Below are 26272 nucleotides of genomic sequence, written 5' to 3' on the forward strand. Positions count from 1 at the left end.
TGGGGCCACCGGTGGTACAGGGGGTAGGGTTGACGGTTCCAGCGCCGGAACAATGGCTCCGCCCGAAGTGGCTCATCACCGGTAACCGCCAACCAGGCCGGCCACCCACAAAAAAGCCCCGAACCAGTCGGGGCTTTTTCATGCAATCAAGCTACAGGTCTTACTGACCCTGCCAGCGTTTCAGCACCAGGGTAGCGTTAGTGCCACCAAAGCCGAAGCTGTTGCTCATCACGGTGTCGATTTTCGCATTCTCAACGGTCTTGGTCAGGATCGGCATGTCAGCCACCACCGGATCAATCTCGTCGATGTTCGCCGAACCGGCCATGAAGTTGCCTTCCATCATCAGCAGGCAGTAGATCGCTTCGTGAACGCCAGCGGCGCCCAGGGAGTGACCGGACAGGCTCTTGGTAGAGCTGATGGCCGGAGCCTTGTCGCCGAATACCGCACGCACGCCTTCCATTTCCTTGGCGTCGCCGACCGGAGTCGAGGTGCCGTGGGTGTTCAGGTAGTCGATTGGGGTATCTACAGTGGACATGGCCATCTGCATGCAACGGATGGCGCCTTCACCGCTTGGGGCAACCATGTCGTAGCCGTCGGAAGTGGCGCCGTAGCCGACGATTTCCGCGTAGATCTTGGCACCACGGGCCAGAGCGTGTTCCAGCTCCTCGACCACCACCATGCCGCCACCGCCGGCGATGACGAAACCGTCACGCTTGGCGTCGTAGGCGCGGGAGGCCTTTTCCGGGGTTTCGTTGTACTGGGTGGACAGTGCGCCCATGGCGTCGAACAGGAACGATTGGCTCCAATGTTCTTCTTCACCGCCGCCGGCGAACACGATGTCCTGCTTGCCCAGCTGGATCTGCTCAACCGCAGTACCGATGCAGTGTGCACTGGTGGCGCAGGCCGAGGAGATCGAGTAGTTCACGCCCTTGATCTGGAACGGCGTGGCCAGGCAGGCCGATACAGTGCTGCCCATGGTCCGCGTGACACGGTACGGGCCAACGCGCTTCACGCCTTTTTCGCGCAGGATGTCCAGCGCTTCCATCTGGTTCAGGGTCGATGCGCCGCCGGAGCCGGCGATCAGGCCGGTGCGTACGTTCGAGACCTGGTCGTCGCTCAGGCCGGAGTCGGCGATCGCGTCTTTCATCGCCAGGTAGGCGTAGGCGGCAGCGTGGCCGACGAAGCGATAGATCTTGCGATCGATCAGTTCTTCGAGGGGCAGGTCGATGGAGCCGGAAACCTGGCTACGCAGACCCATTTCGGCATATTCCGGGTTGAAGCGGATGCCAGGGCGACTTGCACGCAGGTTAGCGGTGACGGTCTCTTTGTCATTGCCCAGGCAAGAAACAATGCCCAGACCAGTGATAACGACGCGGCGCATGCGGATAACCCTTAAAAGTTGTCAGTGGATGTGAATACGCCGACCCGAAGGCCTTCGGCAGTATAGATCTCGCGACCGTCGACGCTCACCGAACCATCGGCGATGGCCAGGTTCAGCTTGCCCTTGAGGACGCGCTTGATTTGAATGTTGTAGGTGACTTTCTTGGCGGTCGGCAGGACCTGGCCAAAGAATTTCACTTCGCCCGAACCCAGGGCGCGACCGCGGCCCGGCAAGCCTTGCCAGCCGAGGAAGAAACCGACCAGTTGCCACATGGCGTCAAGGCCCAGGCAGCCTGGCATCACAGGGTCGCCTTCGAAATGGCAGGCGAAAAACCACAGGTCCGGGGTGATATCCAGCTCGGCGACCAATTCACCTTTGCCGTACTTGCCACCCTCTTCGCTGATATGGGTGATGCGATCCACCATCAGCATGTTCGGGGCGGGCAGTTGCGCGTTACCTGGGCCGAACAGCTCACCGCGACTGCAGCGCAGCAGGTCTTCCCGGGTAAAGGCGTTTTGTTTGGTCATGCGAGCTCCTCAATAATCCCATGCGGCAGGGTAGGGTAAATCTTCCCGAACCGAATGAAGCGTTCATGCCTCATGTCGGCAGCCTACACATAGACTATTGCGTTGTAGTGAAAGTCACAGCGGCAAGGCACTGAATGTACACTTGTTCACTGAAATTTTAAACCGGGCCTGTTTATGGGCCCGTTCGGGTGCCTAAGACTGCCGCACTTTCGCCTTTCACGCCAGTCGGAGTTGGCTGATGGCGCGGCGCTATTGCACCCAACGCTGCAGGATTTGCTGCAAATCCGTGCGTTTGAACGGCTTGGCCAGGTAATCGTTCATTCCCGCTGCCAGGCAGGCTTCACGGTCGCCCTGTAAAGCGTTGGCGGTCAGGGCGATGATCGGCAGATCGGCACAGCCCGGTAACTGACGGATCTGCCGGGTGGCTTCATAGCCGTCGATGACCGGCAGCCGACAATCCATCAGGATGGCGGTGAATATCAGGCTCTCGGCGCTGCGGACCGCTTCGGCGCCGTCGGTGGCCAGGCTTACCTCGAAGCCCAGGCTGCGCAGCATGGCCTCAACCACCGTGCGGTTCACCGGGTTGTCCTCCACCAGCAGCACATGACGACCCTCACCCGCGCCGGCTTTGCCGTCGGCGTCGCTGGCAATCGCCGGCACGCTGTGCTGGTCGATGGCCAGGGGAATTTCCAGGGTAAACACCGAACCGCGGCCTTCTTCGCTCTGGGCGCGCAGGGTGCCCCCCATGCGTTCGGCCAGGGTGCGGGCGATGGGCAGGCCGAGGCCGGTGCCGCCGTAACGTCTTGAAATGGAACTGTCGGCCTGCTGGAACGCGTCGAACATCGCCTCCAGGCGTTCGGCGGAGATCCCAATGCCACTGTCGCGCACGGTGCAGGTGAACCACACCAGTTCATGGTCGAGGGTCTGCCAATGGGGTTCGACGTTGACGCTGCCGTACTCGGTGAACTTCAAGGCATTGCCGATCAGGTTCACCAGGATCTGGCGGATCCGTGTCGGATCACCTTGCACTCGCACGGTGTCCATTCCAGGTGGAATCGACAGCTTCAGCGTCAACCCGCGCTGTTGCGCATTGTGCTGGAAGGCCTGGGCGCAGCTGTTGATCAGGTCCGCCAGGTTGAACGGAATATGCTCCAGCTCCAGGGCGGCGCGTTCGATACGCGAGAAGTCGAGGATATCGTTGATCACCTTGAGCAAATGCTCGGTGGATTCCGAAGCCAGCGCCGCGTATTCGGTCTGCTCCTCGGTCATCTCAGTGGTTTCCAGCAACTGCAACATGCCCAGTACACCATTCATGGGCGTGCGCAGTTCATGGCTCATCATCGCCAGGAAATCCGACTTGGCGTTGTTGGCGCGTTCGGCCTCTTCGCGGGTCTCGATCAACTGGGCCATGGCCTGTTGCTGTTCACGACTGGCCTGGTTGAGGCCTTCGGCAAGGTTGTTGATATGCCGCGACAGGTCGCCCAGCTCCGAGTCGTCCACGATCGGCAGCGGCGTCTTGTAGTCGCCTTGCTGGATTGCTTTTACCGCATGGCCCATGGCGCTGATCGGCTGCGACAGGCTGGCGGCCAGGCGCCGTGCCAACAGGAAGGTAAACAGCAGGGCAAACAGCGCGAGGATACCGGCCTTGAACAGGATCTCCTGCTGGCGCTGGCTGAAGGCATCGTTGGACATGCCAACGATCACCCGGCCCAGGTAGTCCGCGCGCGGGGCCTTGGGTTCGTTGAGGTTGTCCTGGAAGAAATCATTGCCCAACTGGATGTGTTGCAGGCGGATCGGCGCCTGGAACACTTTCACCGACAGCGAACGGTCGTGCTTCTCCGACGGCTGCTCGACATACACCAGGATGTTCTCGCTGCTGTCCTGGATCTCCAGGAAGCGCACATGGGGCGTGGCCAGCGTGGCGCGCAACAGGCTGTCGAGCACGTCATTGTTGCCGGAAATCACCCCGTACTCGGTGGCGGGCGCCAGTTGGTTGGCAATCAATTGGCCGGTGTGGTCCAGTTCCTGGCGCAAATCCTGGATACGCACGAAGGTGAAGAAGCTGATCAACAGCAACGTCAGCAACAGCGCCGGGCCCAAGGTGATGAGCTGGGTACGGGTGTTGATGTCCCAACGACGACGCAAGGTCATGGGCGTTTTTCTCCTTCGGCCAATCGGGTGGCGACGCTGGCTTCGTCCACCTGTTCGATCCCCAGTGAGCGCGCGACTTGCGGGTTGCCCACGACTTTGAAGCGATCCGGGTACAGCGAGCGCGGCCAGTTGGCCGGCGAATGGTCGAGCAGGCGGTCAAGCACGGCCAGCCAGTCAGCTTGGTCGCTGTAGGTGCTGGCCAGGCTGCCGGCTCGTACGAAGCCCGCGTTCGGGCCTATCAGCGGCAATTGCTGGGCGTAACTGCTCAGCAACAGGTTCTTCGCGGTTTTCGGGTTGTACAGCTGCGGGTCGTCGAGGCCGAGCAGCACATCACTGTTGCGGAACAGGATTTGGAGCGGTCGACTGTCATTAATGTTGTCCCAGAGCTGGGGCACGATCTCCAGGCCTAGCGAGGTGGAGTGCTGTTTCAGCTCGGGCAGCAGGAATTCGCTGTCGGCGCCATAAAGCACGCCGATACGCCGCGCCTGCGGCAGGATGCCCGCGATCAGGCGCAATTGGCGATCCAGCGGCGGGTCGCTCCACAGCAGGCTGATGCGTGGGTGCGGCATGCTGCCCAGGCGCTGATGGGCTTGCAGGCGGCTGATGCGCAGCACCAGGGTCGGTGGACCCTGAGGCTCTTGCAGGCGCCAGTCGAGGCCGGGCAGGTCCAGCAGGATCAAGCGTGTAGTTGCCGGTAGGCGGCCGGGTGCAGGCAGGTCTTTGAGGGCGGTGAAGGTGACGCGGTCTTCGGGGCGTTGCTGGGCCAGCGCCTGGGCAAAGGCTTGCACACCTGTGCCGTCTTCGGCGGCGGTCAGCAGGATTTCGGCGCTCCAGGCCGGTGCAGCCAACAGCAGGCAGGCGAGCAGCACGGCACGCCGCCAGAGCCGAGTGATCAACACGCCAGTCATCCGTGACGAGTCGCCCATGTCAGAACTCTAGCTCGGCGCTGAAGTAGAGCACGTGGCGATGGTCATAACGGTTGTCGGCCCAGGTGGTGGGCTGGTTGTCGAGGCGTTCTTGCAACATGCCGGCCAGCTCCACGTTGGCTTTGCCCAGGGCAATGCGCTTGGCGACCCGCAGGTCGACCCGTTCGAAGCGATATTGGTTGAGTGCGTCATCGCCATAGTAGAACAGCGCGCTGGACCAACCCTGGCCCCACTCGCGCAACCAGCCGGCGGAGCCACTGTTGCGCGCGGTCTGGGCTTTGTCCAGCGGGTTGCTGCTGCTGGCATCGACGTAAGCATAGGTGAGCCGCAGACGATCGGCGTTGCTCACGCGCCAGTCGAACTGCGACTCGGCGCCGGTGAACCGTGAGCTGTTGGCGTTGCTGGCAATGTACTGGTTATTGCGCAGCGGCGAGCTGATCATGTCGGTGATCTCGTCGTAGAACAGTTTCACGTCCATGTTCAGCCCGATGTCGGCAAAGAAGCCGTTGTACCCCAGTTCCCGTGACTTCATCATCTCTTTATCGAGGTTACCCGGGCCCCGGGTCTTTACGAAGTATTGCCCGGTGGTCTGCCCGTAGGCCGGGGAGCTGAGGTTGGTGACGCGGTAGCTCCAGTTGACGTTGTTCTCGAACATGTCCGGCGAGCGGATCGCCTCGGAGTACACCGCACGCAGGCCGTGGCGCGGGTTGATCAGGTAGTTGACCGCCACCCGTGGCGTCAGCGAGTTGCCGCTCAGGTGGGTGTCTTCATACATGGCGCCGCCTTGCAGCAGCCAATGCTCGCTGGCGCGCCATTCCAACTGGCCGAACAGGCGCCAGGTGGTGTCGTCCAGGGTGCCGTTGAAGTAGGTGTCGGAGTCGGCGCGGTCATAGCGGTAGTTCATGCCGCTGACCAGGCGCAGGCTGTCGGACAGGCTGAGGGTGTCTTGGATCTCCAGGTCGTAGCGGCTTTCGCGGGTGCTCTGGTCGATGTCGCCGCATACGCTTTGACTGGCACCGTTGCGCCACTGTTGCAGCACCTGGTTGGCCAACGCCTGCTCGGCTGCGCTGCCCGGTGGTGCGCTGCCCTGGCTGTAGGTGTCCATGTGCCGGGCCAGCAGTTCGGCGTAGTTGGGATTCATCTGCCACAACTGGGTCAGCTCGGGGCTGAACGAGACCTTGGCGTCACACGCCTTCCAGATTTGCTGGCGGTCCCACTGCTGGGCGGAGCCCTGGATATACAGACTGTGATCCGGGTTGAAGTCGAAGTTCCAGCGCAGGGAGCCGGCATAATCCTTGGCGGTGACGTCGGAATTGTTACCACCCTCGGTGATCCCGGCAAAGACCGGGCTGTAGGTATACGGTCGCTGGTTGGTGCCTTCCTTCGCATCCAGTTGCAAGTCGATGCTTTGCTGCGTGTTCAGCGTCTGGCTGATCGCCAGGCTGAAGCGGCTGAGGCGGCGACTGTCGCGGCGGTCGGCCCCGGATGCATCGCTGTCGAAGCCGTCGTCTTGCTGCCCGGACAGGGACAGGCGCAAGTCACCGGTTTCCCAGCCTGCGCCCTGGCTGGCATAGAAATCATTGATGCCGCGTTCGCCACGCACCACTTTTACCCGCGTGCCGTGGCTGTTGGCTGGCGAGCGCGTAAGAATGTTGACCACTGCCATCAGGGCATTGGCGCCGTAGCTGACGGTATTGGGCCCACGGAACACTTCGATGCGCTCGATATCCTCCATGGCCACCGGAATGTCGCTCCAGTCCACGGTGGCCAGGCCTGCGCGGTACACCGATCGGCCGTCGATCAACACCTGCATGCGCCGCGCATCGCTGGCACTGGTGCCGTGGTAGTTCACTGCCGCCTGGTTGCCGGTCGTATAGCCGACCATCATCCCCGGCACCAGGCGCAGCAACTCACTGATGTCCCGCGCGCCACTGGCCTTGATCAGCTCGCTGTCGATCACGGTCATGCTGCCAGGCACGGCGGCGGCTGATTGCTTGAGGCGTGTGGCCGTCAATACCTGAGGCAGCGGCTGGCTGTCGAGGAACAGGTCGTCGGCCATGGCTGGCGCGCTGCACAGCAGCATCAACCACAGAGATGAACGGGGAGGAGGGCCCAAATACACGGCACGGCCTTGATAATTGCGGATAGCCGCCCATGTTAACTGAGGCGGGGCCTTTTGCCAGTCGCCGGACTTGCAATTGCTTCATGAAAATGTGGCATTTTCCGACAAACGCACGAATTGAGACGGGGGCTGGCCGCCAGCGGGTCGGCCCGTATAATGCCGCCATCGCCACTGGTATGGATAAACGGATTGCATATGACTGAACAGCGCCCTATTGCGGTCCTGGGAGGCGGAAGTTTTGGTACCGCCGTGGCAAACCTGCTGGCCGAAAACGGCCACGCTGTGCGCCAGTGGATGCGCGACCCCGAACAGGCCGAGGCCATTCGGGTGCACCGGGAAAATCCGCGTTACCTCAAAGGCATCAAGATTCATCCGGCGGTCGAGCCTGTTACCGACTTGCTGGAAACCCTCACCGCCTGCGACCTGTGCTTTGTCGCGCTGCCCTCCAGCGCCTTGCGCTCGGTGTTGGCGCCCCATGCCGAGCGCCTGGCGGGCAAAATGCTGGTCAGCCTGACCAAGGGCATCGAGGCGCAGACCTTCAAGCTGATGAGCGAAATCCTCGAAGAGATCGCTCCCCAGGCGCGCATTGGCGTGCTGTCCGGGCCGAACCTGGCACGGGAAGTCGCCGAGCACGCGCTGACCGCCACGGTGGTCGCCAGTGAAGATGAGGAACTCTGCGAACGTGTCCAGGCCGTGTTGCATGGCCGCACTTTCCGGGTCTATGCCAGCGGCGACCGCTTTGGCGTAGAACTGGGCGGTGCGCTGAAAAACGTCTACGCGATCATCGCCGGCATGGCCGTGGCGCTGGGCATGGGCGAAAACACCAAGAGCATGCTGATCACCCGCGCCCTGGCCGAGATGACCCGCTTTGCGGTGAACCAGGGCGCCAACCCGATGACCTTCCTGGGGCTGGCGGGCGTGGGCGACTTGATCGTCACCTGCTCCTCGCCGAAAAGCCGCAATTATCAGGTGGGGTTCGCCCTCGGCCAGGGCTTGAGCCTGGAAGACGCGGTGAGGCGCCTGGGCGAAGTCGCCGAAGGGGTCAACACTCTCAAGGTGCTCAAGGCCAAGGCCCAGGAAGTCGGCGTGTACATGCCGCTGGTCGCCGGGTTGCACGCGATCCTGTTTGAAGGGCGCACCTTGAACCAGGTCATCGAGTTGCTGATGCGCGCCGAACCCAAGACCGATGTCGACTTTATTTCCACCAGTGGTTTCAACTGAGGAACGCGTCATGAACGATCCGAAAGCAGCTCCCAAGTACGAATCCATTGGCCTGCGCATCCTGTGGATGCTGGTGTTTGCCCTGGTGTGGCAGGTGGCGCAGTTCCTGCTCGGCGCGCTGGTGGTGGTGCAGTTGATCTACCGCCTGGTCTACGGCGCCCCGAACCTGGGCCTGATGAACTTTGGCGACAGCCTCAGCCAGTTCCTGGCGCAGATCGGCCGCTTCGGCAGCTTCCACACCGACCAGAAGCCGTGGCCGTTCGCCGACTGGCCGACCCCGCGCGCACCCGAGGGCGAAGCCGCCCACAGCGTGCCGCCGGCGCCGCACCCGGTGCGTGATGAGGAGCCAAAGCTGTGAAATTGTGGATTTTGCGTCACGGCGAAGCAGAAGCCCATGCCGCCTCCGACGCTCAGCGCAACCTCACCGAACACGGGCGCGCCGAAGTGTTGCGCAGTGCTGCGCACCTGATCGGCCAACCCCTCAGCGCGATCATCGCCAGCCCCTACGTGCGGGCGCAGCAGACCGCGCACCTGGTGCGTGATGCGCTGGGCTTCGAGCCGGAAATCCGCACAGTCCCGTGGTTGACCCCCGAGGGCAACCCGATGCAGGTACTGGAAAAGCTCAACACCGATGACAATGTGCTGCTGGTCAGCCATCAGCCTTTGGTGGGCAGCCTGATCAGCTTTCTGCAGCATGGTCACCAGCGTCAGCCGCAGCCGATGCACACCGCCAGCCTGGCGGAACTGGAAGGGGATTTCCCGCTGGCGGGGCTGATGAGCCTGGTCAGCGTTAAAAATCCGTAGGCTTTTTCGCGGCTTTTTGTGTGCTATATAGTCAACCGAGCAAGTGCTTGGTTGGCTATCATCGGACCACAAAGGAGCGCGTCCCATGCCCGTCGCTTTTCGTTTGCCGTTGCAGGTCTTCTACGAACGTGAAGCGCGACATCCGCGCAAAACTTTTCTGGTGCAGCCGGTGGGTGGTGGCCAGGTGCAAAGCCTCAGCTGGGGCGACGTCGGCCACCAGGCCCGCTGCGCCGCGCAGTGGCTGCGCGCCCGCGAGTTGCCCCAAGGCTCGCACATAGCGCTGATCTCGAAAAACTGCGCGCACTGGATCATTGCGGACTTGGCGATCTGGATGGCCGGGCATGTCTCGGTGCCGCTGTATCCCAACCTCACCGCCGACTCCGTTGCCCATGTGCTCAGCCATTCCGAGGCGGCGCTGGTGTTTATCGGCAAGCTCGACGACTGGCCCGCCATGGCGCCCGGTGTGCCTGCGAATGTGCCGACCATCAGCCTGCCATTGTGCCCAGCGGGCGAATTCGATTTCAGTTGGGCCGACCTGCAAGCCTGTGCACCGATCCAGGATGACCCGGCGCCGGTCGCCTCGGACCTGGCGACCATCATTTATACCTCCGGCACGACCGGCCTGCCCAAGGGCGTGATGCACAGCTTCGGCGCGCTGGGGTTCGCCGCCACCCGTGGTACGGAGTTATTTGGCTTGGGCGAGGGCGACCGATTGTTGTCTTACCTGCCGCTGTGCCATGTGGCGGAACGGATGTTTGTGGAAATGGCCTCGATCTACACCGGGCAAACGGTATTTTTCGCCGAAAGCCTGGAAACCTTTCTGACAGACCTGCGTAGGGCGCGTCCGACCGCACTGTTTGGCGTACCGCGCATCTGGACCAAATTCCAGCTGGGCGTCTATGCCAAAATCCCCGCGAAACGCCTGGACACCTTGCTGCGCCTGCCCTTCATCGGCAAACGTGTGGGCCGCAAGGTGCTTGCCGGCCTGGGGCTGGACGCGTTGCGTATCGCGCTTTCGGGAGCGGCGCCTGTGCCTGAGGCGTTGCTGCGCTGGTATCAACGCCTGGGCCTGGACGTGCTTGAGGTGTATGGCATGACCGAGAGTTGCGGCTACTCCCATGTCTGTCGCCCCGGCCAGCAGACCCTCGGCTGGATCGGCTTGCCGTGCCCCGGTGTGGAGGTGCGTATTGACCCGGCGGGAGAAGTGCAGGTACGCAGCGGCGCGACGATGCTCGGCTACTATAAGGACCCGCAGAAAACCGCCGAAACCATCACCGCCGATGGCTTTCTGCGCACGGGGGACAAAGGCGAGCAGGACGCCGAGGGGCGTTTGCGCCTGACCGGGCGGCTCAAGGAAATTTTCAAGACCAGCAAAGGCAAATACGTGGCCCCGGCGCCGATTGAAAACCGCTTGGCCGAGCATGCGCGTATCGAGCAGGTGTGTGTGGTGGGCGAGGGACTGATCGCGCCGATAGCTTTGTGCGTGTTATCGGATGGGGGTGAGGACTCGCCAGCCCTGCGTGCCAGCCTGGAGCGCTGGTTGGAGCAGGTCAACCAGTCACTGGATAAGCCTGAACGCCTGCGCCAATTGGTGGTGGTCAAAGATAGCTGGGCGGTGGAAAACGGCTTTCTGACGCCGACCTTGAAGATCAAGCGCAACGTGATCGAATCGACTTACGGTGCACATTTCCAAACCTGGAGCGAGCGTTCCGAAACGGTTCTGTGGCAGGATTAGGGCCGTAATAAAACCAATAAGGACACTCTCTATGAGCCTGTGGCGCACCCAACCGAATATCGACCAACTCAACGCAATCCAGAAAAACACCATCGGTGAACTGCTGGACATCCGTTTTGAAAGCTTCGACGACGAATCCCTGACTGCAAGCATGGTGGTCGACCATCGCACCCATCAGCCGTACGGCTTGCTGCATGGCGGCGCCTCGGTGGTGTTGGCCGAGAGCGTTGGTTCCATGGCGGCCTACTTGTGTATCGACCCGAGCAAGTTTTATTGCGTGGGCCTGGAGGTCAACGCCAACCACCTGCGCGGTGTGCGCAGCGGGCGCGTGACGGCGGTGGCCAAGGCCGTCCATATTGGCCGCACCACCCAGGTCTGGGACATCCGCCTGACCAACGACGAGGGCAAGGCCAGTTGCGTGTCGCGCCTGACCATGGCCGTGGTGCCGCTGGGCGAGAACCCGCCGGCGCGATAGGCGTGGCGTGAGTGTCATCATTCCTGGCAGTTACAGTCATTGCTGTGCCGGCCGGGCATGGTGACAATCAATCTCTGTTTTTGTAGATGGATCCGGTATGTCGCAGCACGTGTTTTTTGCCCACGCCAATGGCTTCCCCTCGGCCACCTACGGCAAGTTGTTCGCCGCCCTGGCCCCGGAATACGCGGTGGCTCACCTGCCACAGCACGGTCACGACCCCAGGTTCCCGGTGGACGACAACTGGCAGAACTTGGTGGACGAGTTGATCCACCACCTGGAGCTGCAACCGGAGCCGGTGTGGGGCGTGGGCCATTCTCTTGGCGGCGTGTTGCACCTGCACGCGGCCATGCGTTGCCCGCAGTTGTATCGCGGGGTGGTGATGCTGGATTCGCCTGTGCTGACCCGCGCCGACCGCTGGGTGATCCGCGCGGCCAAGCGTTTCGGGTTTATCGACCGCCTGACCCCGGCCGGGCGCACCCTGGGCCGTCGGGAAGAGTTCAGCGACCTGGACGCCGCGCGCAGCTATTTCGCCGGCAAGACCCTGTTCCGTGGCTTTGACCCCGAATGCTTTGACGCCTACCTGCAACACGGCCTGCTGCAAGTGGGCGATCGTCTGCGCCTGCGTTTCGATCCGGCCACCGAAATCAGCATCTACCGTGGCGTGCCCCACACCAGCCCCGGCCAAGTGCGTCAGTTGAAGGTGCCACTGGCGGTGGTGCGCGGCCGGCAGAGCAGGGTGGTGATGCGTCACCACGCCAGCGGCGTCGGGCGCCTGCCCATGGGCGAAATGCTCACCATGCCCGGCGGCCACATGTTCCCCCTTGAGCGCCCTCAGGACACCGCGACCTTGATCAAGAACCTGTTCTCCCGCTGGGAAGCCCGCGAGCGCAATTGCGCATGAGTGCACCGGTCGAAGAAGTGCGCCTGAGCCTGCCCCATATTGAACTGGCGGCCCATCTGTTCGGCCCCGAAGACGGTTTGCCGGTGATCGCCCTGCATGGCTGGCTGGACAACGCCAACAGCTTTGCGCGGCTGGCGCCAAAACTTCAGGGGTTGCGCATCGTTGCGCTGGATATGGCTGGGCACGGGCATTCGGCGCATCGTCCTACCGGTGCCGGTTATGCCTTGTGGGATTACGTCTTTGACGTGCTGCAAGTTGCTGAACAACTGGGTTGGAAACGTTTTGCATTACTTGGCCATTCCCTCGGCGCCATCGTGTCCCTGGTGTTGGCCGGCGCGTTGCCGGAGCGTGTGACGCGCCTGGGATTGATTGACGGTGTGATCCCGCCGACCGCCAGCAGTGAGAATGCCGCCGAGCGCCTGGGCATGGCCTTGCAGGCGCAATTGAACCTGCAGGACAAGCGCAAGCCGGTCTACAACACCCTGGATCGAGCGGTCGAGGCACGTATGAAAGGCGTGGTGGCGGTCAGTCGCGAAGCCGCCGAACTGCTGGCCCAGCGCGGTTTGATGCCGGTGCCCGGTGGTTACACTTGGCGTAGCGACAGCCGTTTGACCCTGGCCTCGCCGGTTCGCCTGACTGAGGAACAGGCGATGGCTTTCGTGCGACGCGTGAGTTGTCCTACCCAGTTGGTGGTCGCTGCCGACGGCATGCTGGCGAAACATTCCGAATTGCTTTCCCAGCTACCCTTTACCGTGACGACGCTGCCAGGCGGCCATCATTTACACCTTAATGACGAGTCCGGCGCGGTCCTTGTTGCAGACTGTTTCAATCGGTTCTTCTCCGCGCCTTGACTTGGGGCGGTCAACTGCCGAGGCTGGGCGGATTGAAAGGGAGTCAACCATGAACAAACTCAACACCGCTGCGACCTCCGATGGCCAGGGCTCGTTGATCTTATGAGCGTGCGTAAAGGATGTATCCGTATCCTGGGCTTGAGCCTTTTGAGCCCACTGGTGTTCGCCGCCGACGTACCGGGCAGCCAGGACCTGCCCACCGTGGCCCGTCAGGTCGACTCGCAAATCGTCGACTACCGTCCCGCCGAAGAAAAAGAACGTATCTACCCCATGGGCGCGATCCGCAAGATCAGCGGCCAACTGCGTTATGAAGGCCAGGCCATCGCCCGCGGCCAGACCACCGCCATCACCTATGAACTGCCCGCCGAGCACAGCTCCAGCGCCGCGTTCAAGGCGACGCGTGAAGCCTTGCAGGAGAAGGGCGCGCAGCTGCTGTTCTGGTGCCAGGCCCGCGATTGCGGTGAAAGCAGCCTGTGGGCCAATGAAGTGTTCGGCAACGCCAAGCTGGTCGGCGCCGATGGCCAGCAGGAATACCTGCTGCTACGCCTCGCGGCTCCCCAGGAAAACTCTCTGGTGGCGCTATACGGCATCACCCGTGGCAACCGCCGCGCCTATCTGCATGTAGAACAACTGGACGCCAACGCGCCGTTGGCTGACCTGCTACCCACCTCAGCGACCCTGCTGCGGGAATTGAAAAGCACCGGCGAGCTGGATTTCCCTGCATTGGGCGGCGACCCAGACGATACCTGGCTGACCTTGATTTCCCGTGGCCTGAACCTGGATGCCACGTTGCGCGTCAGCCTGACCGGCCCAACCGCCGAAGCCTGGCGCCAGGCGTTGGTCGACAAAGGCGTGCGCGCTGCACGCATGGAAACCGGCACGGGTGACGCCAAGGGCCTGCACCTGCATCTGATACGCTAGGTGTAACAGGGCGAACGGACCCGTGCCGTTCGCCTAAGCTGTCTTCCTACAGTCTTCCTTTCGAGATCCTACATGCTCAATAACGATCGCCTACTGGTGCAAATCCTGCTGCTGGTGCTGTTCGGTGCCAGCTTCTGGGTGATGGCGCCGTTCTGGTCGGCGCTGTTCTGGGGCGCGGTGCTGGCGTTTGCCAGTTGGCCGCTGATGGTCCTGCTCACTCGTTGGTTGGGTGGTCGCGAATCCTTGGCCGCCGGCATCCTGACATTGGGTTGGATGTTGCTGGTGGCGCTGCCGCTGGTATGGCTGGGCTTCAACCTCGCGGACCATGTGCGCGATGCAACCGCATTGATCAAGGATATCCAGGTCGACGGTTTGCCCGAGGCGCCTACCTGGCTCGGCTCGATCCCCTTTGTCGGCGAGCGGCTGGTGGGCATGTGGGACAGCATTGATCAGCAGGGCGCTGCTTTGATGGTCAGTATCAAGCCCTATCTGGGGCAGGTGGGTAATTGGTTGCTAGCGCGCAGTGCGCAAATCGGTGGCGGGATTCTGGAACTGACCCTGAGCCTGGTATTCGTGTTCTTTTTCTATCGGGACGGGCCGCGCCTGGCGATGTTCGTCCACCGCCTACTGGAACGCTTGATCGGCGATCGCGCCGGCTACTACATCGAACTGGTAGCCGGCACGGTGCAGCGGGTGGTCAACGGCGTGATCGGCACCGCCGCCGCCCAAGCGCTGTTGGCGTTGATCGGCTTCTGGATTGCTGGCGTACCGGGTGCGTTGGTGCTGGGTATCGTCACCTTCCTGCTCAGCCTGATCCCCATGGGCCCGCCGCTGGTGTGGATCCCGGCCACGGCCTGGCTGGCCTGGAAGGGCGACTACACCTACGCGGTGTTCCTCGGCGTATGGGGCACGTTCATCATCAGCGGCGTGGACAACGTGCTCAAACCCTACCTGATCAGCCGTGGCGGCAACCTGCCGCTGGTGATCGTGTTGCTCGGCGTGTTCGGCGGCTTGATTGCGTTTGGGTTCATCGGCCTGTTTATCGGCCCGACCCTGCTGGCGGTGGCCTACAGCCTGCTGATGGATTGGAGCGCGACCCAGGCCCAGGGCCGTCGGGAAGACAAACCGCTTTAAGCCCTGGGCAACCACATCACGGCGGTCAAGCCACCGCCCGGGGTTTCTTCCAGGTGCAGCCGACCGCCGAGGCGTTCGGCGGCTTCCTTGGAAATCGTCATGCCCAGGCCGACCCCGCCAGAGTTGCGATTGCGTGAGCCTTCCAGCCGATAGAACGGCTCGAACACCGCCTCGCGCTTGTCGACGGCAATGCCGGGGCCGTGATCGATCACGCGGATCACCAAGGCCTCGCGGCTGTCCGTCAGCTCGATGCGCGCCGTACCGGCATAGCGCAGGGCATTGTCGATCAGGTTGTTGAGGCACGAACGCAAGGCCATCGGCTGCACCTGCAGCGGCGCGCAGGTGCCGGCAAATTGTACGTCGCAGCCTTGGTCCTGGGCGTTTTCGCTCATGGACTCGACCAACGCTTGCACGTCGAGCCAGTGCCGGGTTTCGCTGGTGCGCTGTTCATGCAGGTAGCTCAGGGTGGCGTCGAGCATGCCGATCATGTCATCCAGATCCTGGCGCATCTGGCCTTGCAATCGGGTGTCTTCGATCTGTTCCAGGCGCAGTTTCAAGCGTGACAGCGGCGTGCGCAGGTCATGGGAGACCGCGCCGAGCATGCGCGCGCGTTGGCTGACCTGTTCGCGGATGCGCCGTTGCATCAGGTTGAAGGTCGACGCGGCTTGCTGTGCTTCACGCGGTCCCGACTCGTCGAGGGGCGGGCTGTCGAGGTCCAGGCTCAAGCGCTCGGCGGCTTCGCTCAGGCGCTGGATCGGCCGGCTCAGCAGCTTGGCGCCGTACCAGGCGGCGATGATCAACGAGATGAACTGGAACGTCAGCGGCACCACCGGGCCGCCAAACCACGGTCGCTTGTGCTTGAGCAGAGGCTTCATCGTGCCGTCAGGCTGTTCGACAAAGGTTTCCTGGGGCGGCGGCGGGGGCGGGCCGTAATAACGAAACCAGGAGATCGCTAGCACGTGGGCCAGCACAATCGCCACCAGCAACACGCCAAACAGTCGACCGAACAGCGTGTTGAAGGCGTTGCGCATCAACCGATATCCCGCGCATCGAACAGGTAGCCTTCGCCGCGCACGGTCTTTATCAATTGCGGGGCCTTGGGGTCGTCCCCGAGTTTTTGCCGCAGGCGCGACACCAGCAAGTCGATGCTGCGATCAAAGGCTTCAATGGAGCGGCCACGAGCGGCATCCAGCAATTGTTCGCGGCTCAACACCCGGCGCGGACGCTCGATGAACACCCACAGTAGGCGGAATTCCGCGTTGGACAGCGGCACCACCAGGCCATCGTCGGCCACCAGTTGGCGCAATACGCTGTTGAGACGCCAATTGTCGAAGCGGATGTTGGCGCGCTGTTCGGTGCGGTCATCGCGCACACGGCGCAGGATGGTCTGGATCCGCGCTACCAGCTCACGCGGCTCGAACGGCTTGGACATATAGTCGTCGGCGCCCAGCTCCAGGCCGATAATGCGGTCCGTCGGCTCGCAGCGGGCGGTAAGCATCAGGATCGGAATGTCCGACTCCGCGCGCAGCCAGCGGCACAGCGAAAGGCCATCTTCACCGGGCAGCATCAGGTCGAGCACCACCACATCGAAGGTTTCAGCCTGCATGGCCTGGCGCATGGCGGTGCCGTCGGTGACGCCGGTGGCCAGGATGCCGAAGCGGGCGAGGTAGTCGATCAGCAGTTCGCGGATCGGCACATCGTCGTCAACGATCAGCGCGCGGGTGTTCCAGCGCTTGTCATCGGCGATCACTGTGCCTTTTTGCTCGTCGTTCACAGAGACGGAAGGGGTCTGCATAATGCGATCATCTGCCTGGTCGTTGCGGTCAGCATAGGCGTCCAGCCCCATGGCTGGAAGTGCTGGTCGGTGGGTCGTGCGAGCGAGGCTAGCCGTGGGGCGTGTTGGGGGCATGTCGTGAATGTATCAGCTTTGAAATAATTGCCCTTAAATGCCTGCCCGATGGCGCTTGGTCAGTATTTACCGATCATCGGATCCCGCAACGCCGCCGCTTGCGCTACAATCCGCGCCGATTTCGACTTGCCTGAGAGCCCATTCCAATGTCCGTCTGCCAGACTCCTATCATCGTCGCCCTGGATTACCCCACTCGTGACGCCGCACTGAAGCTGGCTGACCAGTTGGACCCGAAGCTTTGCCGGGTCAAGGTCGGCAAGGAACTGTTCACCAGTTGCGCCGCAGAAATCGTCGGCACCCTGCGTGATAAAGGCTTCGAGGTGTTCCTCGACCTGAAATTCCACGATATCCCGAACACCACCGCCATGGCGGTCAAGGCCGCCGCCGAAATGGGCGTGTGGATGGTCAACGTGCACTGCTCCGGTGGCCTGCGCATGATGAGTGCTTGCCGTGAGGTGCTGGAACAGCGCAGCGGTCCCAAGCCTTTGTTGATCGGCGTGACTGTGCTCACCAGCATGGAACGTGAAGACCTGGCCGGCATCGGTTTAGACATTGAGCCTCAGGAGCAGGTTCTGCGACTGGCAGCACTGGCGCAGAAAGCCGGTCTCGACGGCCTGGTGTGCTCGGCGCTGGAAGCCCAGGCCTTGAAAGCCGCGCACCCGTCGCTGCAACTGGTGACGCCAGGGATTCGTCCGGCGGGCAGCGCCCAGGATGACCAGCGCCGTATTCTGACGCCGCGTCAGGCGCTGGACGCGGGTTCCGATTACCTGGTGATTGGCCGTCCGATCAGCCAGGCGGCGGATCCGGCCAAGGCGTTGGCGGCAGTGGTTGCCGAGATCGCCTGAACAACACCCCCTGTAGGAGCCGGCTTGCCGGCGATAGCGGCCTTTAGATCAATGAAGGACTCAAGGGCCTCATCGCCGGCAAGCCGGCTCCTACATAAGTTGGGTGTCAGTTGACCTTCAGTACCAACTTGCCAAAGTTCTCGCCGTTGAACAGCTTCATCAGCGTTTCTGGGAACGTCTCCAGCCCCTCCACGATATCTTCTTTGCTCTTGAGCTTGCCCTGGGCCATCCAGCCGGCCATCTCCTGGCCGGCAGCGGCAAAGCCTGCGGCGTGATCCATCACCACAAAGCCTTCCATGCGCGCGCGATTGACCAGCAGTGACAAGTAGTTGGCCGGGCCTTTCACGGCTTCCTTGTTGTTGTATTGGCTGATGGCACCGCAGATAACCACACGGGCTTTCAGTGCCAGGCGGCTGAGGACGGCGTCGAGAATATCGCCACCGACGTTATCGAAATACACGTCCACGCCCTTGGGGCACTCACGCTTGAGGGCAGCGGGCACGTCTTCGCTTTTGTAGTCGATGGCGGCATCGAAGCCCAGTTCATCCACCAGGAACTTGCACTTGTCGGCGCCGCCGGCAATGCCCACCACCCGGCAACCTTTGAGCTTGGCGATCTGCCCGGCAATGCTGCCCACGGCACCGGCCGCGCCGGAGATCACCACGGTTTCGCCGGCCTTGGGCGCCCCCGTTTCCAGCAGCGCAAAGTAGGCGGTCATGCCAGTCATGCCCAAGGCAGATAGATAGCGCGGCAACGGCGCGAGTTTCGGATCAACCTTGTAGAAACCACGTGGCTCGCCCAGGAAATAATCCTGTACGCCCAGCGCGCCGTTGACGTAGTCGCCGACGGCGAACTTCGGGTTGTTGGATGCAATCACCTCTCCCACGCCCAGCGCGCGCATTACCTCACCGATGCCGACCGGCGGAATGTAGGACTTGCCTTCATTCATCCAGCCGCGCATGGCTGGGTCGAGGGAAAGGTATTCGTTGCGCACCAGCACCTGGCCCTCCTGGGGCGTGCCCACCGGGACTTCCTGGTAAGTGAAGGTGTCCCGGGTGGCTGCGCCGACCGGGCGCTTGGCGAGCAGGAATTGGCGGTTGGTCTGGGCGGTCATGGCAGCGACTCTTCTGGAAATGAACCTGAAGTGATAGACCTTCAACGCGTCGGGAGCAAGGTTCTCCGAGGGCGCGAATGCCGGCCGATAGGTTTTGCTGATGGTGGTGCGGTACCTCTTATCACTGCGATCCATGCAGCTTCAACCGGCGTTTTGATAGTGCTGACGCGTCCGACGCAGCGTTGGCTAGACTCGATCCACTGCTATTTTCTCCCACAGGACATCTTCTATGAGCATGACGTTTTCCGGCCAGGTCGCCCTGGTGACTGGCGCCGCTGCCGGTATCGGCCGCGCCACGGCGCTGGCATTTGCCGCCGAAGGCTTGAAGGTCGTGGTTGCCGACCTGGATGCGGCGGGCGGTGAGGGCACCGTTGCCCTGATCCACCAGGCCGGCGGCGAAGCGCTGTTTGTGCGCTGCAACGTCACGCTGGAGGCGGATGTGCAGCAATTGATGGCCCAGACTATCGCCGCCTACGGTCGCCTGGACTACGCCTTCAATAACGCCGGGATCGAGATCGAAAAGGGCAAGCTGGCCGACGGCAGCCTGGATGAGTTCGACGCCATCATGGGCGTGAACGTCAAGGGCGTGTGGTTGTGCATGAAGCATCAACTGCCGTTGTTGCTGGCGCAAGGCGGCGGGGCGATCGTCAACACCGCCTCGGTCGCGGGCCTGGGGGCGGCGCCGAAGATGAGCATTTATGCGGCCTCCAAGCATGCGGTGATCGGACTGACCAAATCGGCGGCCATCGAGTATGCGAAGAAGAAAATCCGCGTCAACGCAGTCTGCCCGGCTGTGATCGATACCGATATGTTCCGGCGCGCCTATGAAGCCGACCCGCGCAAGGCTGAATTTGCCGCCGCCATGCACCCGGTCGGGCGCATCGGCAAGGTCGAGGAAATCGCCAGCGCGGTGCTGTACCTGTGCAGTGATGGCGCAGCATTTACCACAGGCCAAGCGTTGGCGGTGGACGGTGGTGCGACGGCAATCTAGGACCTCACGCCGCCCTTCATTCGAAAAGGTTTGGGGGGCTGTGGGGCATTTCCATAGCTGGCACCGTGCCTTGTGAGAATGTGTATCAGCAGGTAAATAGCTCAATAAAATCAATACTTTAATAAGGTTTTGCGAGCGGTCGAAATGGGCTTCTGTGCTTAACTGTTCTGGGTTGAATATCAGACAGTTGAAGTGAGTGGCGCATGGATTTAGGGATCGATCGACAAGCCCTTGTACCGGTGGTGCAGCAAATCATCAGCGCAGTGGCGCAATGGATTCGCACGAGTGGCGCGAGCCCCGGCACACGCTTGCCGTCCATTCGACAGGTGGCTCTCGACAACCTGCTCAGCCAATCCAGTGTGATCGAGGCGTTCGAGCGAATGGTCGCCCAGGGATTGTTGGTTTCCAGGCACGGTTCGGGTTTCAGCGTGGCCCAGCCGTCAACGTTGTATGAGGGGCAGTGGTATGAGGGCGCGGAGCGGGAATGGGGCGCCTTCGTCGACAGCCCACTGGGCGAGCTGAAGCTGGGCTGCGGCTGGTTGCCGGATGCCTGGCGTGAAAGCGATGACATCAGTTATGCGATTCGCGAGGTCACTCGAACCGACACCGCCGGGCTGTTCAACTACAGCACGCCATTGGGGTTGCCGGCGCTGCGCGAGCAACTGCTCAAGCGCCTGAGTCGGATCCACATTGCCGCTCACCAGGACCGTATCCTCATCACAGCAGGCGCGAGCCATGCTCAGGACCTGCTGATACGCACCTTGCTCAGTGCCGGCGACTGCGTGGTGGTCGAAACGCCAGGGTACGGCAATCTCTACCGGCAACTGGCCTTCCAGGGAGTGCAACTGCTGGCAGTGCCACGTATCCCCGGTGGCCCGGACATTCCGGCGCTGGAAGCACTGCTGCAGCAGCATCGGCCCAAGTGCCTGTTCATCAACAGCCTGTATCACAACCCCACTGGCTCCAGCTTGTGCCGCCCGGTGGCCGAGCGTCTGCTGGCGTTGGCGCGACGCGACAACTTCCTGATCATTGAAGAGGATGTGTTCGGCGACCTGCAACACGCCAGTTGCACGCGGCTTTCGGCATTGCCCCATGACGACCGGGTGATCTATGTCGCCAGTTTTTCCAAGACGTTGAGCAGTGCCTTGCGTGTGGGTTACCTGAGTGCCAGCGCGGCGATCATCGCGCAACTGACCAGCCTCAAGACCCTGACCGGCTTCGGTACCTCACGCTTTGCCGAAACGGTGGTGGCCACGCTGTTGGCCAATGGCACCTATCGCAAATGGGTACAGCGCTTGCGCAAGCGGCTGAATACGCAAATGGCGGCTACGCTGCAGGTGCTGGAAGACGAGGAGTGGGAGGTGTTCGCCGCACCTGCCGGCGGCATGTTTTTGTGGGCGCGACCAAGGGTAGGTGATCCATTGCGGTTGCAGGCCTGTGCCCGGCGACTCGGGGTTTTGATGTCGCCGGGGGCATTGTTCAGCCCAACCAGCGAGCCGAGTGAGTGGCTGCGCATCAACGTGGCCTATGCTGCTGATCCACGGGCCTTGGCGTTGTTCCGCGCCATGGGGCCTGCCAGATCGACCTCGACCATTCTGAAAACGACGGGCGTGTAGCTTTTTGCCATTATTGTGGCGCCAACGACTTGTGTTCAGTGCCTTGTGGTTGCGAATCTCGCCTGTGTAAACCGGGCTCGATGGCAACCGCCATTGCAAGAGGATTCAAGTGCAATGATTTCGGCCGTGCAACGACAATTCGCCAACCTCGGTATGGCAAAAAAACTGGGCTTGGGTTTCACCCTGGTCTTGCTGCTGACGGCCCTGGTCGCGGCGATCGGGGTGTGGTCCCTGCAAACCGTTGGCCAGCGTTTCGAAGGGCTCAAGGCCATGTCGTCGCTTAACAGCGGCTTGCTCAAGGTGCGCCTGATCGAACAGGACTACGCGCTGCACGCCGACCCCAAGGCCGTCGACGCCCTGCATGAAAGTGTCGATGCCCTGGCGGCCCTCGCGGCCAGTCTCAAGGCCCAGTCGGCGGCCAACGTTCCGGTCATGACCGATGTCGAACAGGCCTTGGTCGCCTACCGTAAGGCGTTCGATGAGTTTGTCGAATTGACCCAGACCAAGGACCTGGCGTTGGAAATGGCCAGTTGGTCGGTGTCCAGCGTGGCCAATAACCTTGATGTGTTGCAGGCCGGGCTGGCGGATGACGGCGCCTATGGCCTGAAGGAAAGCCAAGGTAAGGAAGGCGCCGAATTTATCGAGCAGGCGGGGCAGGTCAGCCAGGTGTCGCGCCTGATGCTGCAAGCTATGAATGAAGCCCATGTGCGCTTGAACCAGAGCCGAAAAGTCGATGAGGACAACGGTGAGCAGGGCAAGATCGAGCAAGCCGACCAGGCCCTCGCTCAGGTCGAGCAACTGAAAACCGCAGTCAAGGATTCCGGCTACCAGACCGTGCTCAACGAAGTGGCCGGGCATATCGCCGCGTTCAGTGAAAAGCTCGGCGAGTACACCGGGCTGCTGGCCCAGGAAAAGGGGGTCTACAAGCAATTGCATGATCGGGCGGACCAGGTGGTCAGCCGGGTCAACCAGGCCTACGACGCTGAAGACCAGTCGATGCAGGCGCAGTTGAAGAAAAGCGCGATGCTGATCATCGGCTCTTCGGCTTTGGCGTTGTTGGTGGGGTTGATTGCGGCGTGGGTGATCACCCGCTTGATCGTCGCGCCGTTGCGCAGTGTGATTGCGGTGGCCCAGCAGATTGCGGCCGGCGATTTGAGCGGGCGCATGGAGGTCAACCGTCGTGATGAAATCGGCCAGTTGATGAAGGCGATGCAACAGATGGGCAACGGCCTGAGCCAGATGGTCAGCGGCCTGCAAGCCGGTATCGAGCAACTGGCCAGTTCGGCGCATTCATTGTCCAGCGTCACCGAGCAGACCAACGTCGAGGTCAGCAGCCAGAAAGAAGAAACCGAACAGGTTGCGACGGCGATGAACCAGATGACCGCCACCGTGCACGATGTGGCGCGCAACGCCGAAGAGGCCGCGCAAGCCGCACAGACCGCCGATGACAAAGTCGACAGCGGCCAGCAGGTGGTGCGCCAGAGTTTGCAGCGCATTGAATTGCTGGCCACATCCAGCACCTCTGCCAGCGCCAGCATCGAGAGCCTGAGCGCTGAAATTCAAAATATCGGCACCGTGTTGAGCGTGATCAAAAGCGTGGCCGAACAGACCAACCTGTTGGCCCTCAACGCCGCCATTGAAGCTGCCCGCGCCGGTGAGCAGGGCCGTGGTTTTGCGGTGGTGGCCGACGAAGTACGGGCCCTGGCCAAGCGTACCCAGCAGTCCACCGAGGAGATCGAACGACTGGTCAGCACCTTGCGCAGCGCGGCCCAGTCCTCGGTGCAGCAGATCCAGCAAAGCGGCGAGTTGGTGAAACTGGCGGTGAGCGATGCGCTGGAAACCGAAAGTGCCTTGGGCAGCATTGCGGTGGCGGTGTCGTTGATCCAGCAGATGAACCAGCAGATTGCCGCGGCAGCAGAGGAGCAAAGCTCGGTGGCCGAAGAGATCAACCGCAGTGTCACCAGCATTCGCGCCAGTGCCGATCAGTCGGCACTGAGCATGCAGGGCAACGCCGCGTCGAGCATTCAACTGGCGCAGTTGGGTGCGGAACTCAAGGGCATGGTGGGGCACTTTCGCCTGTGATCGCCGCGTGTTTGCAGCGATCACAGGGGAGGGCGATCAGGCGTTATTGGCGAGGAAGGTCAGCAGGGCTTCGTTGACGAAGTCCGGGTTTTCCCTGGCGCTGATATGGCCGGCTTCCGGAATCAGGATCAGGCTGCAACCGATCAGGCCCGCCATCTCCTCGGACTCGGCGGGAGGGCGCGGTTTGTCCTGCTCGCCGCACATCAGCAACGTGGTGTCGGCGTCCAGGCGCGGCAGTTGCTCCAACACGTCTTCGCGACTGAAGATCAGCCGACCCAGGGGCACGATGCTTTGCAGCAGGCGCTCCTTGGAGTAGCCCTGCAATTGCTGGCGGAAGTCCTGGTACAGCGCTGATTCGCGGTCGATACCCGGGCGGAAGAAGATCGGCGCGACCACATCCAGCAACGGCTCGGGGATGGCACCGGCGTCTTCGATCATCTTGAACAGCGAGAAATAGTACTGGCGCGTGGCCTCGGGCTCGGCGCCCAGGTAGGTGTCCATCAGCACCAGGCTGTTGATCCGTTCAGGCGCCAGCAACGCCAGGCGTGCGCCCCACATCCCGCCCACCGAGAGCCCCACCAGGTTGATCTGCGGAGTATCCAACTGGTCAATCAGGGCCAGGGCCTGGCGTGCAAGGTCGTCGAGGGAGCGCGTTTGCGCGGGCAACGGGCCGGACTCACCATGGCCCCACAGCTCGGGCACGATCACCCGGTACTGTTGCGACAGCGCTTCGATCTGCGGCGCCCACATGTCGGCGTCCCACAGGTAGCTTGAGCCCAGCAGTACGACCGGGCCGGTGCCCTGGTCCAGGTAGTGCAGCGGTTGTCCATCAATGACGGCGACAGGCATAACAGGCCTCTGACTTCACGGAGTAAGGGGCACTTTTTTACGCTAGTCGGGGGCGGGGGGATAGATGCAAAGTGATGGCATGTGGCGAACCGGGTTCGCCACAGGGGGAGGGGCCAATCAGTCGTAGATGACTTTCTTCTTCCACTCGGCGTCGGCATCAACCACTTTGAGGCCTTCGGTCAGTTCGTTGACCTCGTCTTCGGCCGGTTTGCTGTTGGTCAACACCGTGGAGTTGGCGCGGGCAAGCTGGGCTTCCAGCTGTTGCAGCTGTGCGCTGTAGATCACCGGCTCCGGCTGTTTACGCAGGTACTGCACGCCACGCTCGAACGCCAGGCGTGCCTGGCCCGGCTGGCCTTGTTGCAGGGCGTGCTGGCCGAGGTTGTTGAAGAACTCGATGTGCAGCAACACCAGGATATGGCGGATTTCCCGGATCCAGTGCTTGGCCTCGTTGGCTGGCAGGAAACCGTCCTGGGCGGCGCGGGTGAGCTGGCCGTGCAGGGCTTCGAGCAGGAAGCGCACATCCTTTGCCTTGGCTTCGGTCTGGATCGGCGCGGGCGGGTTGTTCACCGGGATCGATTCGCCCTGGGCCACCAGCGTATTCAGCTCGGCGATGCGGGCTTTCAGTGGTGCGCTGCCTTTGTTGAGGTTCAACAGGCGCTGGTTGACGTTGAGTTCCAAGCGGGTCATCAACAGTTTGAGCGCCGGGGTCATCAATTGGCCGGGGAAGGTCTCGGTGATTTCACCGCAGCGACGCAGGCGATCATTAAGCTCGATCTCGGTGCGCTTCTTTTCCAGCTTGTTGTTTTCCACCACGTGGTTCATGTAGCCAATGGCGATCAGTATTGCGATCCCGGCTATTACCAGCAGGGTGATCATGAGTGGTGTCACCGGTGTGACCTCTTTATAGGGTTTACAGTGGAGTGTAGTGACTGGGCCATCCGGCGGATAGAACTGATCGACCAATTGCCCGGGTAGTTTGCTTCTATATAGATAGGCGTTCCCTGCATGGATGCACATTGCCATCATTTGCTGGAGCGAACTATAGCGTCTTGTCGGGCGCCAGAATATAGGCGTCAAAGCCCGGACACGCACAATTCGCCCTCAGGCCCTGAAAGCAGGTCGAAGTCATTGATTTTAATAAATTTATCCTTGGGGGTTGACGACCTTTCAATCCATCCATAGAATGCGCGCCACTTAACGCGTAAAGCACACAGCGAAACGCGGTTAAGTAGTGAATGTTGTACGTGTGTCCCCTTCGTCTAGTGGCCTAGGACACCGCCCTTTCACGGCGGTAACAGGGGTTCGAGTCCCCTAGGGGACGCCAATATGCGGGAATAGCTCAGTTGGTAGAGCACGACCTTGCCAAGGTCGGGGTCGCGAGTTCGAGTCTCGTTTCCCGCTCCAAGTTTAAGCAGTGTGGCCTTTGGGCGGCACTGAGTGAAACCAGGGCATGATCTTCGGATCTAACCTCTGGACACTGAAACACACACCATGTGTTTCAGTTGTGTGTCCCCTTCGTCTAGTGGCCTAGGACACCGCCCTTTCACGGCGGTAACAGGGGTTCGAGTCCCCTAGGGGACGCCATTTGCGGGAATAGCTCAGTTGGTAGAGCACGACCTTGCCAAGGTCGGGGTCGCGAGTTCGAGTCTCGTTTCCCGCTCCATATTCAATGAAAACGCCGATCAGCAATGATCGGCGTTTTTGTTTGTGCGTGATT

Annotated in this window: 23 protein-coding genes, 4 tRNA genes and 1 pseudogene; 18 read left to right on the forward strand and 10 right to left on the reverse strand. The window is 61.8% G+C overall.

The window, feature by feature from the left end; translation table 11 throughout:
• Positions 1-160: 160 nt before the first annotated feature.
• The 5 genes from fabB to HX868_RS03855 form a co-directional block, all read right to left on the reverse strand.
• Positions 161-1381 (reverse strand): beta-ketoacyl-ACP synthase I, encoded by a 1221-nt coding sequence (fabB, locus tag HX868_RS03835; RefSeq protein ID WP_016974674.1) that lies wholly within the window; start codon positions 1379-1381, stop codon positions 161-163.
• A gap of 11 nt (positions 1382-1392) precedes the next feature.
• Positions 1393-1908: a 3-hydroxyacyl-[acyl-carrier-protein] dehydratase FabA gene (gene fabA / locus HX868_RS03840; RefSeq protein WP_010211704.1), complete on the reverse strand. Its 516-nt coding sequence runs from the start codon at positions 1906-1908 to the stop codon at positions 1393-1395.
• Between the two features lie 249 nt (positions 1909-2157).
• On the reverse strand, positions 2158-4059 hold the full coding sequence (locus tag HX868_RS03845; protein ID WP_177001969.1) for an ATP-binding protein: 1902 nt from the start codon (positions 4057-4059) through the stop codon (positions 2158-2160).
• Entirely contained in the window at positions 4056-4985 is a 930-nt protein-coding gene (locus tag HX868_RS03850) for an ABC transporter substrate-binding protein (protein ID WP_177001970.1), read from the reverse strand. The genes HX868_RS03845 and HX868_RS03850 overlap by 4 nt, the downstream gene beginning before the upstream one ends.
• Before the next feature lies 1 nt (position 4986).
• Entirely contained in the window at positions 4987-7107 is a 2121-nt protein-coding gene (locus HX868_RS03855) for a TonB-dependent receptor plug domain-containing protein (protein ID WP_343047966.1), read from the reverse strand.
• Between the two features lie 195 nt (positions 7108-7302).
• Here HX868_RS03855 and HX868_RS03860 point away from each other — a divergent pair, with 195 nt between their 5' ends.
• The 9 genes from HX868_RS03860 to HX868_RS03900 all read left to right on the forward strand — a co-directional run bounded on the left by HX868_RS03860 (position 7303) and on the right by HX868_RS03900 (position 15149).
• On the forward strand, positions 7303-8328 hold the full coding sequence (locus tag HX868_RS03860) for an NAD(P)H-dependent glycerol-3-phosphate dehydrogenase (protein WP_177001972.1): 1026 nt from the start codon (positions 7303-7305) through the stop codon (positions 8326-8328).
• 10 nt (positions 8329-8338) lie between these two features.
• Entirely contained in the window at positions 8339-8686 is a 348-nt protein-coding gene (locus HX868_RS03865; protein ID WP_028615729.1) for a DUF4389 domain-containing protein, read from the forward strand.
• The gene (gene sixA, locus HX868_RS03870) at positions 8683-9132 is read left to right on the forward strand and encodes a phosphohistidine phosphatase SixA (RefSeq protein ID WP_177001973.1); all 450 of its coding nucleotides are present in this window, start codon (positions 8683-8685) and stop codon (positions 9130-9132) included. The genes HX868_RS03865 and sixA overlap by 4 nt, the downstream gene beginning before the upstream one ends.
• An 85-nt stretch (positions 9133-9217) precedes the next feature.
• Entirely contained in the window at positions 9218-10867 is a 1650-nt protein-coding gene (locus HX868_RS03875) for an AMP-binding protein (protein WP_177001974.1), read from the forward strand.
• A 31-nt stretch (positions 10868-10898) separates the two neighbouring features.
• Positions 10899-11342, forward strand: a complete 444-nt coding sequence (locus HX868_RS03880; protein WP_016979541.1) for a hotdog fold thioesterase — start codon at positions 10899-10901, stop codon at positions 11340-11342.
• Between the two features lie 97 nt (positions 11343-11439).
• Positions 11440-12243: an alpha/beta fold hydrolase gene (locus HX868_RS03885; RefSeq protein WP_095015333.1), complete on the forward strand. Its 804-nt coding sequence runs from the start codon at positions 11440-11442 to the stop codon at positions 12241-12243.
• On the forward strand, positions 12240-13094 hold the full coding sequence (locus HX868_RS03890) for an alpha/beta hydrolase (protein ID WP_177001975.1): 855 nt from the start codon (positions 12240-12242) through the stop codon (positions 13092-13094). The genes HX868_RS03885 and HX868_RS03890 overlap by 4 nt, the downstream gene beginning before the upstream one ends.
• Before the next feature lie 102 nt (positions 13095-13196).
• A complete protein-coding gene (locus HX868_RS03895; RefSeq protein ID WP_177001976.1) occupies positions 13197-14015 on the forward strand; it encodes a DUF4892 domain-containing protein in 819 nt (272 codons plus the stop codon).
• A gap of 72 nt (positions 14016-14087) precedes the next feature.
• Positions 14088-15149 carry an AI-2E family transporter gene (locus HX868_RS03900; RefSeq protein WP_016979537.1) on the forward strand — a complete coding sequence of 354 codons (1062 nt, stop codon included), beginning with the start codon at positions 14088-14090 and terminating at the stop codon, positions 15147-15149.
• Here the strand turns inward: HX868_RS03900 and HX868_RS03905 are convergent.
• Together HX868_RS03905 and HX868_RS03910 are read right to left on the reverse strand one after the other, a co-directional pair.
• A complete protein-coding gene (locus HX868_RS03905) occupies positions 15146-16180 on the reverse strand; it encodes a sensor histidine kinase (protein ID WP_177001977.1) in 1035 nt (344 codons plus the stop codon). The genes HX868_RS03900 and HX868_RS03905 overlap by 4 nt on opposite strands.
• Positions 16180-16944: a response regulator gene (locus tag HX868_RS03910; RefSeq protein ID WP_122686770.1), complete on the reverse strand. Its 765-nt coding sequence runs from the start codon at positions 16942-16944 to the stop codon at positions 16180-16182. The genes HX868_RS03905 and HX868_RS03910 overlap by 1 nt, the downstream gene beginning before the upstream one ends.
• A gap of 260 nt (positions 16945-17204) precedes the next feature.
• On the opposite strand from HX868_RS03910, the gene pyrF reads away from it, so the two are divergent.
• Positions 17205-17903, forward strand: coding sequence for an orotidine-5'-phosphate decarboxylase (gene pyrF / locus HX868_RS03915; RefSeq protein ID WP_095015338.1), 699 nt, complete (start codon positions 17205-17207; stop codon positions 17901-17903).
• 106 nt (positions 17904-18009) lie between these two features.
• On the opposite strand, the gene HX868_RS03920 is transcribed toward pyrF, so the two are convergent.
• Entirely contained in the window at positions 18010-19017 is a 1008-nt protein-coding gene (locus HX868_RS03920; protein WP_177001978.1) for an NADP-dependent oxidoreductase, read from the reverse strand.
• A gap of 229 nt (positions 19018-19246) precedes the next feature.
• On the opposite strand from HX868_RS03920, the gene HX868_RS03925 reads away from it, so the two are divergent.
• The 4 genes and pseudogenes from HX868_RS03925 (at position 19247) to HX868_RS31170 (ending at position 23706) form a co-directional block, all read left to right on the forward strand.
• Positions 19247-20008, forward strand: coding sequence for an SDR family oxidoreductase (locus tag HX868_RS03925; RefSeq protein WP_025858564.1), 762 nt, complete (start codon positions 19247-19249; stop codon positions 20006-20008).
• 203 nt (positions 20009-20211) lie between these two features.
• Positions 20212-21624, forward strand: coding sequence for an aminotransferase-like domain-containing protein (locus HX868_RS03930; protein ID WP_177001979.1), 1413 nt, complete (start codon positions 20212-20214; stop codon positions 21622-21624).
• A 1023-nt stretch (positions 21625-22647) separates the two neighbouring features.
• Positions 22648-22848, forward strand: a pseudogene (locus tag HX868_RS31165) (HAMP domain-containing protein); the annotation flags it as partial.
• 15 nt (positions 22849-22863) lie between these two features.
• Positions 22864-23706: a methyl-accepting chemotaxis protein gene (locus tag HX868_RS31170; protein WP_371858007.1), complete on the forward strand. Its 843-nt coding sequence runs from the start codon at positions 22864-22866 to the stop codon at positions 23704-23706.
• A gap of 36 nt (positions 23707-23742) precedes the next feature.
• Here the strand turns inward: HX868_RS31170 and HX868_RS03940 are convergent, their stop codons facing one another.
• Positions 23743-24555: an alpha/beta fold hydrolase gene (locus HX868_RS03940; protein WP_177001981.1), complete on the reverse strand. Its 813-nt coding sequence runs from the start codon at positions 24553-24555 to the stop codon at positions 23743-23745.
• A gap of 117 nt (positions 24556-24672) precedes the next feature.
• Positions 24673-25443 (reverse strand): hypothetical protein, encoded by a 771-nt coding sequence (locus HX868_RS03945; RefSeq protein WP_177001982.1) that lies wholly within the window; start codon positions 25441-25443, stop codon positions 24673-24675.
• Between the two features lie 360 nt (positions 25444-25803).
• Here HX868_RS03945 and HX868_RS03950 point away from each other — a divergent pair.
• From HX868_RS03950 to HX868_RS03965, 4 genes are all read left to right on the forward strand, one after another.
• Positions 25804-25879 (forward strand) — tRNA-Glu (locus HX868_RS03950).
• Positions 25880-25883: 4 nt separating this feature from the next.
• Positions 25884-25959, forward strand: a tRNA-Gly gene (locus HX868_RS03955).
• A gap of 104 nt (positions 25960-26063) precedes the next feature.
• A tRNA-Glu gene (locus HX868_RS03960) sits at positions 26064-26139 on the forward strand.
• 3 nt (positions 26140-26142) lie between these two features.
• A tRNA-Gly gene (locus HX868_RS03965) sits at positions 26143-26218 on the forward strand.
• Positions 26219-26272: the final 54 nt, after the last annotated feature.

The organism is Pseudomonas reactans (genome assembly GCF_013385825.1).
In the GTDB taxonomy this organism is placed as follows: domain Bacteria; phylum Pseudomonadota; class Gammaproteobacteria; order Pseudomonadales; family Pseudomonadaceae; genus Aquipseudomonas; species Aquipseudomonas reactans.

Bases quoted from the DNA above. Each gene is read 5' to 3' on its own strand.
- fabB (WP_016974674.1), bottom strand. From the start codon at position 1,381: ATGCGCCGCGTCGTTATCACTGGTCTGGGCATTGTTTCTTGCCTGGGC.
- HX868_RS03940 (WP_177001981.1), bottom strand. From the start codon at position 24,555: ATGCCTGTCGCCGTCATTGATGGACAACCGCTGCACTACCTGGACCAG.
- pyrF (WP_095015338.1), top strand. From the start codon at position 17,205: ATGTCCGTCTGCCAGACTCCTATCATCGTCGCCCTGGATTACCCCACT.
- fabA (WP_010211704.1), bottom strand. From the start codon at position 1,908: ATGACCAAACAAAACGCCTTTACCCGGGAAGACCTGCTGCGCTGCAGT.
- HX868_RS03845 (WP_177001969.1), bottom strand. From the start codon at position 4,059: ATGACCTTGCGTCGTCGTTGGGACATCAACACCCGTACCCAGCTCATC.
- HX868_RS03860 (WP_177001972.1), top strand. From the start codon at position 7,303: ATGACTGAACAGCGCCCTATTGCGGTCCTGGGAGGCGGAAGTTTTGGT.
- HX868_RS03925 (WP_025858564.1), top strand. From the start codon at position 19,247: ATGAGCATGACGTTTTCCGGCCAGGTCGCCCTGGTGACTGGCGCCGCT.
- HX868_RS03880 (WP_016979541.1), top strand. From the start codon at position 10,899: ATGAGCCTGTGGCGCACCCAACCGAATATCGACCAACTCAACGCAATC.
- HX868_RS03900 (WP_016979537.1), top strand. From the start codon at position 14,088: ATGCTCAATAACGATCGCCTACTGGTGCAAATCCTGCTGCTGGTGCTG.
- HX868_RS03895 (WP_177001976.1), top strand. From the start codon at position 13,197: ATGAGCGTGCGTAAAGGATGTATCCGTATCCTGGGCTTGAGCCTTTTG.
- HX868_RS03910 (WP_122686770.1), bottom strand. From the start codon at position 16,944: ATGCAGACCCCTTCCGTCTCTGTGAACGACGAGCAAAAAGGCACAGTG.
- HX868_RS03875 (WP_177001974.1), top strand. From the start codon at position 9,218: ATGCCCGTCGCTTTTCGTTTGCCGTTGCAGGTCTTCTACGAACGTGAA.
- HX868_RS03905 (WP_177001977.1), bottom strand. From the start codon at position 16,180: ATGCGCAACGCCTTCAACACGCTGTTCGGTCGACTGTTTGGCGTGTTG.
- HX868_RS31170 (WP_371858007.1), top strand. From the start codon at position 22,864: ATGGTCAGCGGCCTGCAAGCCGGTATCGAGCAACTGGCCAGTTCGGCG.
- HX868_RS03890 (WP_177001975.1), top strand. From the start codon at position 12,240: ATGAGTGCACCGGTCGAAGAAGTGCGCCTGAGCCTGCCCCATATTGAA.
- HX868_RS03885 (WP_095015333.1), top strand. From the start codon at position 11,440: ATGTCGCAGCACGTGTTTTTTGCCCACGCCAATGGCTTCCCCTCGGCC.
- HX868_RS03930 (WP_177001979.1), top strand. From the start codon at position 20,212: ATGGATTTAGGGATCGATCGACAAGCCCTTGTACCGGTGGTGCAGCAA.
- HX868_RS03920 (WP_177001978.1), bottom strand. From the start codon at position 19,017: ATGACCGCCCAGACCAACCGCCAATTCCTGCTCGCCAAGCGCCCGGTC.
- HX868_RS03865 (WP_028615729.1), top strand. From the start codon at position 8,339: ATGAACGATCCGAAAGCAGCTCCCAAGTACGAATCCATTGGCCTGCGC.
- HX868_RS03850 (WP_177001970.1), bottom strand. From the start codon at position 4,985: ATGGGCGACTCGTCACGGATGACTGGCGTGTTGATCACTCGGCTCTGG.